General features: G+C 37.2%; 8 protein-coding genes, 1 pseudogene and 1 riboswitch. Of the genes and pseudogenes, 8 read left to right on the top strand and 1 reads right to left on the bottom strand.

What is annotated here, in order from left to right:
* Positions 1-18: 18 nt before the first annotated feature.
* Positions 19-2,058, bottom strand: coding sequence for a type I pullulanase (pulA, locus tag QNJ52_RS01015; protein WP_283721642.1), 2,040 nt, complete (start codon positions 2,056-2,058; stop codon positions 19-21).
* Positions 2,059-2,256: 198 nt separating this feature from the next.
* Here pulA and glgB point away from each other — a divergent pair, with 198 nt between their 5' ends.
* The 8 genes and pseudogenes from glgB (at position 2,257) to tenA (ending at position 12,761) form a co-directional block, all read left to right on the top strand.
* Positions 2,257-4,176, top strand: a complete 1,920-nt coding sequence (gene glgB / locus QNJ52_RS01010) for a 1,4-alpha-glucan branching protein GlgB (protein ID WP_219494545.1) — start codon at positions 2,257-2,259, stop codon at positions 4,174-4,176.
* A gap of 36 nt (positions 4,177-4,212) precedes the next feature.
* Positions 4,213-5,361 (top strand): glucose-1-phosphate adenylyltransferase, encoded by a 1,149-nt coding sequence (locus QNJ52_RS01005; protein ID WP_283721641.1) that lies wholly within the window; start codon positions 4,213-4,215, stop codon positions 5,359-5,361.
* On the top strand, positions 5,361-6,464 hold the full coding sequence (glgD, locus tag QNJ52_RS01000; protein WP_283721640.1) for a glucose-1-phosphate adenylyltransferase subunit GlgD: 1,104 nt from the start codon (positions 5,361-5,363) through the stop codon (positions 6,462-6,464). Before QNJ52_RS01005 ends, glgD begins: the two co-directional genes overlap by 1 nt.
* A gap of 17 nt (positions 6,465-6,481) precedes the next feature.
* The gene (locus QNJ52_RS00995) at positions 6,482-7,882 is read left to right on the top strand and encodes a glycogen synthase (RefSeq protein ID WP_283721639.1); all 1,401 of its coding nucleotides are present in this window, start codon (positions 6,482-6,484) and stop codon (positions 7,880-7,882) included.
* Positions 7,883-7,892: 10 nt separating this feature from the next.
* The gene (locus QNJ52_RS00990; protein ID WP_283721638.1) at positions 7,893-10,298 is read left to right on the top strand and encodes a glycogen/starch/alpha-glucan phosphorylase; all 2,406 of its coding nucleotides are present in this window, start codon (positions 7,893-7,895) and stop codon (positions 10,296-10,298) included.
* A gap of 132 nt (positions 10,299-10,430) precedes the next feature.
* A complete protein-coding gene (locus QNJ52_RS00985) occupies positions 10,431-10,802 on the top strand; it encodes a GntR family transcriptional regulator (RefSeq protein WP_283721637.1) in 372 nt (123 codons plus the stop codon).
* 1 nt (position 10,803) lies between these two features.
* The gene (locus QNJ52_RS00980) at positions 10,804-11,901 is read left to right on the top strand and encodes a DUF1648 domain-containing protein (RefSeq protein WP_283721636.1); all 1,098 of its coding nucleotides are present in this window, start codon (positions 10,804-10,806) and stop codon (positions 11,899-11,901) included.
* Between the two features lie 50 nt (positions 11,902-11,951).
* A riboswitch (TPP riboswitch) is annotated at positions 11,952-12,047 on the top strand.
* A pseudogene (tenA, locus tag QNJ52_RS00975) lies at positions 12,039-12,761 on the top strand (thiaminase II). It overlaps the preceding riboswitch by 9 nt.
* The last annotated feature ends 133 nt before the right edge of the window (positions 12,762-12,894 follow it).

The raw sequence follows: 12,894 nt of genomic DNA, 5'->3' as shown, positions 1-12,894 counted from the left end.
GATATGCTGATAATTTATTTAAAAATTCTTTTTTAGTAGCAGACATTGGTACGGATTTAATGTCACTTGTGACTGGACGAGCTTCTGTTGAGTGCTTTCATTCGTCAGTACTACTTCATATTGACCCATTCTTGGTAAGGGTACGTCATAATTGATCGCTGTAGGATTAAAAAGAAGTATAAACTCATATCTTCTATCGAAAAGCAATACCCCGAATAAAGGCTGGTCAATGTTAAGTTGTATGATACGTTTTGACTTATTTTCAAGCGTCTGAACCTTAAATATTTCATAAGTACGTCTTATTTGTATGGCTTGTTTGATGACATCAAGTTCTTTGTCATATTTGATTCTTCTGTTCCAGTCGATTCTATTGATGAAATCACTCAAGTTGTATGTGTTACCATGCCCATATTTTGTCCTAAAAAACTCTTGTCCAGCATGGATGAAAGGAGTCCCTAGTGACAGAATGGTGAAGATTGTAATCATCTGATGAATCTTATGCTGCAACTGTATATCGGTCTGAGTCGTATAGTTGATGCGGTCAAATAATGTATGGTTATCATGTACTTCTGCATAGTTAATCGACTGCTTGGCTGGGATACCTGTCTGTCCTGTGAAGAGTGTGAACATTCTTTCATAGTATCGCCCTTTTCCGTTGAAATAGCCTCGATCCTTAAGGTCGAAATTGTTCCCTTTTAATGTGTCCCTAAAGAAATCGTTAAAAAAATGAACGTCAGGGACTTGATCGATATTCTCATGAATCGTCTTTATAGCATCCGGCATTGCACTATATAGATTCCAGCCTTCACCTAGGATAAAGCCATATTTATTCTTACTTTGGATCAATCTTTCGATATGCTGCATCGTCTCAATATCAATAACACCCATCAAATCAAAACGGAAGCCGTCGATCTTAAAGGTATCAATATAATATTCTAATGTATCCAATATATATTTACGCATCATGACGCGTTCTGTCTTAACATCGTTTCCAACCCCAGTGCCATTGCTTAATGTACCATCTTTATGATAGCGAAAATAATATCCTGGCACGAGCTGTTCAAATGGAGAAGTCTCCATCTTATATACATGATTAAAGACGACATCTAAAATCACACCCATATCTGCTTCGTGATATTTCTGTACTACCATCTTTAATTCTTCGATTCGTTTCACAGGATGCACCGCGTCTGTAGAATAACTGCCATCAATCGTCTGATAGAATTCCGGATCATATCCCCAGTTGTAATTGGACGTGAAATCAATATCATCAACGCGAGCGAAATCGTTTACGGGTAATAATTCAATATGACTGGTGCCTAATGATTTTATATAATCAAAGCCAGTAGTATGCCCCGTATGGGTTGAGGTTCCTTCTTCGATTAACCCTAATAATTTGCCTTTATGCTGTATACCGCTATTCGGATGCATCGAGAAGTCTCTTGTGTGGACTTCATAAATAATGACATCATTACGTTCTATTTCTGGAAATTGAGAAGGAAAGTCTTGCACTTGATTCATATCGATGACCACGCTTTTCGTACTATTGACAGTTAATCCTTTAGCGTAGGGATCGTTCACTCGTATTTTCTTGTTGTTGATCATGACTTCGTACTGATAGGAAATACCATGGAGATTATTATCAACGACAACGGTATATGTACCGTTGTTCTTACGAGTCATTTCATACGTATGGTCATCTGTTACGACGATTATAGACTGCGCAACTGGTGACCATACAGAGAATGTCGTCTTATCATCTTTAATCGTTGCACCGAGGGTTTCATCCAGTGCACTAAATGCTGATTCAAAATTTGAGGTTCTCGTGATATCTCCTATGAATAATGGAATTTCTTGCCCGTCATATAATATATGATATGTTTGAGACAGATGTATAGGATGTGACATCTTCAATTTATAATAGTAGTTATTTTCAAGTTTAAATTGTTTCATCAATTCTAGTTTGAAGATACCATCATTATCGATTTGAAAATGTCCATTTAATTTTACATTTGATTGAACGGTTATGAGATTAAAATCATCTATATAAGCTTGCAATGGTAAAACCTCCTACTCGTTTAATATTATAACGTGTAACATGGAAAATATAAAAGTAAAAATATTTTGAATATAGGAAATTTTATTCATTTAAAGGGTATAATATAGAGATGAAAATATAATTAAATAATGTTTAATTAACATATCGTTCACATTTTTCAATTATACTGAAAATAAGCAATATGACGGAGGGATGAAATGGTAACTGAATTAGATCGATTTTTATTTCATCAAGGGACGCATTATGCATCCCAGCAGTTTATGGGCGCTCATTTCAACAAAGAGAAAGGTGAGACAACATTTACCGTATGGGCACCACATGCGCGCAAGGTAAGTGTTGCATTAGATGCGAATCAATGGACGGGTACTGGATACGAACTTGAGAAAGTACCGGATAGTGGATTGTTTACAGGTACATTTAATGTATGTATTGGTTCAATCTATAAATATTTAATCGAAACTAAACAAGGTCAACAAATATTCAAGGCGGATCCTTATGCATTCTATGCTGAGAAACGACCTGCAACAGCATCGGTTGTCACGGATATCTCCTATCAATGGTCAGATGAAGCATGGCAGAGTAATAAGACTTCTCCTTATGATCAACCAATCAATATTTATGAAGTTCATCTTGGAACGTGGAAAAAACATAATGTTGAGCGCTACGAAGGAGAATCCATCGATGCGTTTACAGATCGTTCATATTATACATATAGAGAAATGGCGGAGTCCTTAATCCCGTATGTGAAGAAGATGGGCTATACTCATATTGAATTGATGCCAATTACTGAACATCCTTTCGATTTGTCCTGGGGTTATCAAGTAACGGGTTATTTTGCACCTACAAGCCGATTTGGTACACCACAGGATTTCAAATATTTTATCGATCAATGTCATCAGCACCAAATTGGAGTGATACTGGACTGGGTACCGGCTCATTTTTGTAAGGATGCGCACGGTCTCAGGATGTTTGATGGGACTCCGTTATTTGAACATCCCGATATGTATCGTGCAGAAAAACGTGGCTGGGGGACGTTGACCTTTGATTTTGGACGAACAGAAGTACAGAGTTTCCTCGTGTCAAATGCACTATTTTGGTTGAGTGAATATCATATCGATGGTTTGCGTGTGGATGCTGTACATTCAATGACGGATCTTAATTTTGAGAATCATAAAGCACATGAGAGAATTTTTAATGAGGATGGGACAACGATTCATAAAGAAGCGGTTGCGTTTTTACGGAAGCTGAACACTGAAGTTTTCAAACATTACCCGTATACATTAATGATTGCAGAGGACTCATCAGATATGAAGAATGTTACAGCGCCAGTTGCTTCTGGCGGCCTTGGGTTTAACTTTAAATGGGATCTTGGATTTATGCACGACACGCTTGATTATATGGAACTCGATCCTATTATGAGGCAGCATCACCACAATTATTTGAACTTTCCGCTTGTCTATCGCTACGACGAAAACTTTATCCTGCCTTTCTCACATGATGAAGTGGTCCACGGTAAACTTAGTATGCTGGATAAAATGCCGGGAGATCAATGGCAGAAGTTCGCGCAGTATCGCTTATTATATGGCTATCAGATGACCCAGCCGGGTAAGAAGCTTAACTTTATGGGTAGCGAGATTGGAATGTATGCTGAGTGGAAAGATAAAGAACAGCTGGACTGGTTCTTGCTGGACTATCCCATTCATCAAGGACTGCAGGATTTTGTTCAGGATATGAATAAGCTGTATTTAAAAGAAAGACCACTATTTGAATTAGATTACAAAACAGAAGGCTTCAAATGGATAGATGCAGACAATAATACACAGAATATTGCGAGTTACATGCGTACAGATCGTAAGGGTAACACTTTGATTATAGTGCTTAATTTCTCGAAGGAAGTTTATTATGACTTTACCGTGGCAGTAGATCAGCCTGGTAAGTATAAAGAATATTTTAATTCAGATAAAAAAATATACGGTGGCTCTAATCAAGTAGTCAGTAACTATCTTTTTTCAGAAACTATCGAGGTAACCGGTTTCAAACATGCGATAAAAGGGAAAATACCACCGTTCGGATTTGTAATCTATAAAAAAGTTAAAGAACGAAAAAGAACATCATAGATATTACAAAAAAATATGAATGAGGTAGGGGATATCATGTCAAATGAAGTTGTTGGAATGTTACTTGCAGGTGGAAAGGGAACGAGATTAGGTCAGCTGACAAAAAATATTGCAAAGCCAGCAGTGCCTTTTGGAGGAAAGTATCGCATCATTGACTTTACATTAAGTAATTTATCGAACTCAAATATATCGACAGTAGGAGTGCTTGTTCAGTACGCACCACTAATGCTGAACCGACATATTGGATTAGGAAAACCGTGGTCGCTTGATAAGCAGGATGGTGGCGTTACTGTGCTTGCTCCATTTGCTGATCAGGAAGGCGCTTCGTGGTTTGAAGGTACTGCCGATGCAATTACAAAGAACATTCATTTTATCGATCAGTATGACCCGGAATATTTACTGATTCTTTCAGGAGATCATATTTATCAGATGGATTATCAGCAGATGCTCGATTTCCATAAAGAAAAGCAGGCCGATGCGACGATTTCTGTAATTGAAGTGCCGATTGAAGAAGCAAGTCGCTTTGGAATACTAAATACTGAAGAGGATCTTAAGATTTATGAATTCGACGAAAAACCAGAACATCCAAAGAATAATCTTGCGTCGATGGGAATCTATATCTTTAGCTGGAAAGTTTTACGTGAGTATTTAATCGCAGATGAACAAGATACGCAATCTGAACATGACTTTGGTAACGACATCATCCCCAAAATGCTGGACGCTAACAAACTTCTTTATGCGTATCGATTCGAAGGATACTGGAAGGACGTAGGTACGATACAGTCCTATTGGGAAGCGAATATGGATTTACTAGAAGAAGATTTAAAAGAGCTGTTAAACAGCAAGTCATGGCCAACGTATTCTCATGAAGAAAACTTGCCGCCACAATATGTAGGTACTCAAGCAAATATCGATGATTCACTCGTCTGTCCAGGGTCATTTATCTTTGGTCATGTCGATCATTCAGTGCTGTTCAGCGAAGTTACGGTAGGCGAAGGTGCTATCGTTCAGGATGCAATCATCCATCCAAAAACGGTAATCGGTAAAGAATGTACAATCAGAAAAGCAATTATCATGGATAACCTTATCATTCCAGATGGTGTTACGATTGACGGAACAAATGAGCAGGAACCGATTGTTGTTGGTCCTAAAAATATTCATAAATTTACAGGAGGTAATGCATAATGCGTTCGCTTATGGGATTAATCAATTTATCAAATGAACAGGATTATTTAGAAGAACTCACGTATTTTCGAAATGGTGCGAGCGTTCCATTTGCAGGGAGATATCGTCTGATAGATTTCAGTCTTTCTAATATAGTAAGTTCGGGTACTGATCAAGTTGCAATCTTTGTCAACCAGAAGTATCGTTCTTTAATGGACCATCTTGGAAATGGTGATGATTTCGGGCTTGATGACCGAAAATCAAAATTATTTGTGCTCCCTCCGGATTGGCACGGTCCATCGGATATTTCTAGAGGAGATTTAAGGCATTTTCATAACAACCGTGATTTCTTTATTAGAAGTAATGCAACGGATGTGATTATTTCTGGATCACAGCTGATTGCAAACACGGACTTTAAGGACGCATTTAAATTTCATATAGAAAATGATGCAGATATCACATTGATTTCAGAGAATGTGGATAAGCTTGAAGAAATGCATCAACCATTATTACGTGTAAATAATGAAGGTTCGAAAGTGACATATCTTAACCATGATAGTGCCAATGTCCACGTATTTACTGGAACATATATTATAAAGAAGGATAAATTATTTGAAATCATGGATTACTGCATTCAGAATTATAAAGATAATTTCTTCTTCCATGGTATATTCGAAAGAATAGATGAGCTGGATGTCACATATTATGATATTCAGGAAGTGACAATGTACATCAACTCGCTTAAGACATTCTATAAGAATAACTTGAGCATTTTAGAGCCTGAACGTTACAAAGCAATATTTATGAAGGAAAATAGAATTAAAACAAAGATTTCTAATCAACCTCCGACAAAATATATTGGTGATTGTACCGTTCTAAATTCGACTGTTGCCAATGGGTGTGAAATTGCAGGACATGTTGAAAACAGTATTCTTTACCGCGGCGTATGTGTTGAACCAGGTGTAACGATAAAAAATTCGATTATTATGACCAATTGCCATATAAAAGCTGGTGCTTTGATTGAAAATGTTATATTAGACAAAGACGTCATTGTGAATGAGCATCAGAAATTGATTGGGTCACAAGATAAGCCGTTTGTTGTTGCGAAAAGACAAACAATTTAAAGAAAGTTGGAAAAGTGATGAAAAAGATATTATTTGTAGCTTCAGAATGTACACCTTTCTTTAAGTCTGGAGGACTCGCTGATGTAATCGGCAGTCTTCCTCAATATTTAAATGAAACAGGTGACTGTGAAGTGCGTGTGATTTTACCACTTTATCAAGACTTAAAATCTGAATATAAGGAACAGCTTAAAGAAGAAATGATTTTTCAGACACATGTAGGCTGGCGTTTTCAATATACACGCATTCTATCATTAAAATGGAATGGTATTATATATTATTTTGTTGATAATATGCAGTATTTCAGTCGTGATACACTGTACGGTTATGATGATGATGGAGAACGTTTTGTCTTCTTTTCAAATGCTGTAATAGAATTTATCTATAGAGGAGATTATAAACCGGACGTACTTCATGGACATGACTGGCAAGCGGGGGCGGCAGTTGCCTTTTGTAATATAAAGCAACCTGTTGCTGGAATGCGTACTGTATTCACAATCCACAATATCAAATATCAAGGAATGCTGATGTACGATGCGTTTGACAACCTTTTTAACCTCGAGCGCGTTCATTTCGCGGGTTTCGAGTGGAGAGGCATGCTGAATCTTATGAAAGCAGGTATCTTCCATGCTGATAAGATTACAACGGTATCTCCGAGCTATGCTGAAGAAATTAAGTCACCATACTACGGCGAAGGGCTTGAAGACTTATTGAATATGCGTGCACGTGATTTAACAGGTATTGTCAATGGGATAAATGTTAAAGATTATAACGCGCTTACTGATAAGAACATCGCCGTCAATTTCAAAAGTTCGATACTTAAGAAACGAGAGAATAAGACGATACTTCAGGAAACGTTCGATCTTCCGAATTCTGCTCATATACCGATGTACGCAATAATCACGAGGATGGTAGAACAAAAGGGTCTGCATCTTGTGATGTGTATTATGGAAGAATTTATCCAGAATGAGGTACAGCTCTTTATCATGGGAAATGGCGAAGTAGAGTTTGAAAACTACTTTAATTATCTTCAGGAGAAGTATCCAGATAAAGTACGCTTCTATAGAGGGTTCGATGAGCAGGTTTCAAGACAAATCTATGCGGCAAGCGATTTCTTTATCATGCCATCACTTTTTGAACCTTGTGGTCTGAGTCAACTGATTGCGCTGCAATATCGCTCAATTCCAATAGTTCGTGAAACAGGGGGGCTGAAGGATACCGTCATTCCATTCAATGAAGTGTCGATGGAAGGTACTGGGTTATCCTTTGCCAACTATAATGCACATGAATTATTAGATAGGCTTTATGCATCATTATTAATCTATCATGATGAAAATAAATATAAAGCTCTGATTAAGAACATCACAAAAGTGAATCATAGCTGGGATGCTTCAGCACGACAATACTTAGACATCTATTAAGGAGACTTCAATGAAAACATATACAAAATCAGAATTTCGTAAAGTATTAGAAACTAAGTTGATGAATAAACGTACTGCAACCTTGGAAGAGTCTACAGATAACGATATATTCTACGCAATATGCTCTATATTAAAAGATGAAATTAATCAGGCAGGAGTGGATACTAGACATCATAACATTGAAGCTAAAAGACGCCAGATTAACTATCTATCGATGGAATTTCTGATTGGAAGATTAATTGAAAGTAACCTATTGAATGCCGGACTATTAGATGTATGTAATGAAGTACTGACTGAGCTCGGTCGTGACCCTAAGAAAATTTATAGTGAAGAAAATGATGCTGGATTAGGAAATGGTGGTCTTGGTAGACTTGCTGCGTGTTTCTTAGATTCTATCGCCTCTTTAGGATATATGGGAAACGGTTTTGGTATACGTTATCGCTATGGGTTATTCGAACAGCGTATTGTTAACGGTACACAAATTGAATTGCCAGATAACTGGTTACAGGAAGTATACCCTTGGGAAACAAGAAGAATAGAGGAAGCAGTGCCTGTAAATTTTGGAGGTCAAGTCACTTCAGAAGTACTTGAAGATGGCAATCTTAAATTTACTTATAGTAACCAGGAGACAGTACTTGCAGTGCCATATGATGTAGGTGTTGTAGGATATGATAATGATAATGTCAATCAGCTGCGTCTTTGGAGTGCTGAACTACCACACGACACGATAGATCATGGAGATAACAAGAATCGACTTGAGCATATGCAAAGTGTAGAACGTATTTCAGGTTTCTTATACCCTGATGATTCAACTGAAGAAGGTAGATTCTTACGTCTCAAGCAACAGTATTTCTTAGTTTCATCTACGATTCAGACGCTGATCAATCAATTCAAAGAACGCTATCAGCTGCCTGTAACAGACTTCCATAAGTATCATTGTATTCAGATCAATGATACGCATCCTACATTCGGTATTCCAGAACTGATGCGTATTCTGATGGATGAAGAAGGGCTCGGATGGGATGACGCGTGGCACATTACTACGCACACATTTGCCTATACGAATCATACAATCATGCAGGAAGCGCTAGAGAAATGGCCAGTATATCAAGTTCAGAATGTTAACCCGCGTATCTTTATGATTATCAATGAAATCAATGAACGTTTCTGTAAGAGTGTATATGAAGCACATCCAGAAATGCGTGATAAGATTGGTGATCTTGCAGTCATCAGTAATAATGTGGTTCATATGAGCAAGCTTGCTATCGTCGGTTCTTTCAGTGTGAACGGTGTAGCTGCGCTCCACTCTGAAATTATTAAAGATTATACATTTAATGATTTCTATAAGCTGACGCCAGAGAAATTTAATAATAAGACGAACGGTATAACGCATAGAAGGTGGTTGATGACCTCTAACCCTGAGCTGTCAAACTTAATCAGTGATACTATCGGAAATAACTGGGTGAAACATCCTCAGGAATTAACGCAGTTGATGCATTATTATAATGACGATGCTTTCCTGGATCGATTAGCTGAAGTGAAGCTGCACAATAAAAAAGCACTTAAAGAGGTCATCTACAATAAGACAGGCATTGAAGTAGATGAACATTCTGTATTTGATGTGCAAGTGAAAAGATTACATGAGTATAAGCGACAATTATTGAATTTACTGCGTATTATCTACCTCTATAATGAAATTAAGCGTAAGCCGTCTATAAAAGTACAACCGATAACATTTATCTTTGGTGCCAAAGCAGCACCGGGATACCATATTGCTAAAGAAGTGATCAAACTGATTCATGCTGTTGCAAATGTAGTTAATAATGATACAGATGTTGATAATAGAATTAAAGTTGTATTTCTAGAAAACTACAATGTGACATTAGCTGAAGATATTATGCCGGCAGCAGAAATATCAGAACAGATTTCAACTGCATCGATGGAAGCATCAGGGACAGGTAATATGAAGATGATGATGAATGGTGCGATTACACTTGGTACGATGGACGGTGCGAATGTTGAAATTGCTGAGCTTGTAGGTAAAGAGAATATCTTTATCTTTGGTTTAAGTTCTGAAGAAGTCATTAATTATCAGTTAAATGGTGGCTACCGAGCAGAGGACATCTATAAGACGGATTCACGTGTGAAAAATGCGATGGACGCGCTTATCAATGAACAGTTCGGCAGAAACTATGCATTTAATGACCTGTACTACCATGTACTGACAAACAATGATCCGTACTTCCTGCTTAAAGACTTTAACTCATATGTTGATATTCATTTGACTGCGATGGCAACATATCAGGATAAGAGGAAGTGGAATCAGATGAGCTTGACGAATATAATGAAGTCGGGTCAATTCTCTAGTGACCGAACGATACAGCAATATGCGACTGATATTTGGAAGTTGAATTAATTAAGAGCTGAGACGATAAAGTCTCAGTTTTTTTATGGAAATTTCGCCATCATCTGTTATACTAAATATATAACAGAAACTTTTTATTTTGTATTTTAAATTGTTCTATAATATGTATAACAAAAAGGGGTGTTGACAATATATATTGAATTAAATGAAGGGAGCACGACTCCTGTATATTTGCAGCTTGCGAATGCGATAATTGCGAATATAGCATCAGAAAATGCAGTGCCATATGATGCGTTACCTTCAAGCAGAAGTTTAGCTCGTGGATTACAAATTAACATGCATACTGTGAATAAAGCATACCATTACCTGGAAGATAAGGGGTTGATACTCGTTCAGCCTAAGTCAGGTGCGATCATTCATCCGGATGCATTGAAGGCTGCTACGAAAGCCGAACAGGAAGATTTGCTGGAACGATTAAAGCCGATAATCGATGAAGCGAAATGCAAGCAGGTCGATATATCAGACTTATTAAAAAAATTAGAGGAGCGTGAATAATATGGAAGCCGTTATTACAACTATTATCTTACTTTGTACAGGTCTACTCTTTTTACTGAATGCACGATATATCAGAAGAAATATTCTCTTTAGTGTGTATGTTCCAGACAGTAAGCGTAATGATAGTAAGGTGAGAAATATTGCGCAAACGTATAAACGAAATGTATTCATTATCAGTATATTATTTGCAGTTATTCATTTATTGTTGAGGACGATATTACAATCTGAATTGCAGTTTATCCTGTTTACGATACTTATATTCCTATTGATTATCGCAATGATCTGGATATATAGAAGTGCATTTAATCAGATGAGATCTTTAAAAGAAAAAGAAGACTGGATGGCAGACATTAAAATGTATAAAGCTGTAGATACAAGTTTAATGGATGAAGAAAATTCGACGACTTCATACTTCTATATGATACAATTCGTAATGCTCATGGCAGCGGTAATATATGTTGCAATGAACTATCATACAATACCTGACACAATTGCGACGCACTGGGGGCTTAATGGTGTACCGGATAATTGGAGTGATAAAAATATAATAACTGTATTCTTCCCTTCAGGCATAGCACTCTTTATGATATTTGTGTTATGGGGTTCAAGCAAAGGGTTATCACTTTACCAGTCAAATGTGAGTCCGGCAAACAAAGAAGCTTCGAAAAAGTATGCGACAGATACGAAGCGCAATAACGAGATGTTACTGCACGTCATATCATTTATTATGACAATTTTATTTATCTTCATTCTCGTAAGACCTGTTCTGTTCGGGAAAGAATATATGCCACCTTATATAATGGAAAGTATTATATTTATATCAATTGTCGTGGTGATATTTGGTATTATTCAGCAGATTAGCAATGATAAGAAGTATCGTGCCTCAGCCGCTTTAAATGATAAAGCACCGTATCATAATGAAAAAAATTACATATGGGGACTGTTTTATTATAATAAAGAAGATGATAACGTGTGGGTACCAAAATTATCTGAATTTGGGATGACACTCAATATGGCAAGACCAGCTGCATGGTTTATCGCATTTATGATTATTGTGTTTCCTATAATACCGATAGTGATTATGATTATAATGACTTGAGATAAATATTTAATATGATACGATTATACTGTACTACAAATAAAAATAAAAAATGTCACTAGGGGTGCATTCGTGCTGAGAGGAGTAATCCGACCCTTTGAACCTGTTTGGTTTATACCAGCGTAGGGAAGTGCTTAATGCCTATACCTGCGTATAGGCATTTTTTATTGAGGAGGAATAACATGTTTACTGAGCGCATATTAAAGCGTGTCGAACCGATCTGGGCTTCTTATCTGGAACATCCTTTCGTTAAGGGGCTAGGTGATGGTTCACTTGAGAAGGAAAAGTTTCAGTTCTGGTTAAAACAAGATTATGTTTATTTAATTGATTATGTTAAATTAATGGCGATCGGGAGTGCGAAGGCACCTGACCTGCGTGTGATGGGCATATTCTCTAAACTGCTGCATGGTACGTTGTTTATGGAGATGGATTTACATCGCAGCTATGCGAAACAGTTTGGCATTTCTGAAAGTGAATTAGAAGCAACTGAAGCGGCATCAGTGAATACAGCGTATACGAGCTATATGCTGAACCATGCACAGCGTGGTGGTGCCGAACATGTTACGGCGTGTCTGCTTGCGTGCGCATGGAGTTATAACTATATCGGGAATCATTTAGCGGAGTAGGACGGCGCATTAGATGATAATAATCCATATCGTGACTGGATTGAAACATATTCAGGGGAAGCATTTACGGAACTTATGAATGATGCAATTGCACTGATGGATGAGCTTGCTGAAGGTATGCCGGAGCGTGTACTTGCAGATTTAGAGGAGATTATTGTTAAAACAAGCTACTACGAGTATATGTTCTGGGAGATGTGTGAATTTAAAGCACATTGGGACATTCCAGTGAAGTAAGTTGTAATGTTAGAATAGTTAAAGTCAGAAGCTAAGCAAATACTTAGCTTCTGACTTTATTATTTATTTAAAAAGAAAATTTCGAAAAGTGTGAAATGTATACGACAACAATCGATTATTTTTTGTTACTATA

The sequence above is a fragment of the Macrococcus sp. S115 genome, assembly GCF_030067655.1.
GTDB lineage: Bacteria > Bacillota > Bacilli > Staphylococcales > Staphylococcaceae > Macrococcoides > Macrococcoides psychrotolerans.
Note: the sequence above shows the minus strand (reverse complement) of the source record. Positions and strands in the feature narration are given on the sequence as shown.

Bases quoted from the DNA above. Each gene is read 5' to 3' on its own strand.
- QNJ52_RS00980 (WP_283721636.1), top strand. From the start codon at position 10,804: ATGGAAGCCGTTATTACAACTATTATCTTACTTTGTACAGGTCTACTC.
- glgD (WP_283721640.1), top strand. From the start codon at position 5,361: ATGCGTTCGCTTATGGGATTAATCAATTTATCAAATGAACAGGATTAT.
- QNJ52_RS01005 (WP_283721641.1), top strand. From the start codon at position 4,213: ATGTCAAATGAAGTTGTTGGAATGTTACTTGCAGGTGGAAAGGGAACG.
- QNJ52_RS00995 (WP_283721639.1), top strand. From the start codon at position 6,482: ATGAAAAAGATATTATTTGTAGCTTCAGAATGTACACCTTTCTTTAAG.
- glgB (WP_219494545.1), top strand. From the start codon at position 2,257: ATGGTAACTGAATTAGATCGATTTTTATTTCATCAAGGGACGCATTAT.
- QNJ52_RS00990 (WP_283721638.1), top strand. From the start codon at position 7,893: ATGAAAACATATACAAAATCAGAATTTCGTAAAGTATTAGAAACTAAG.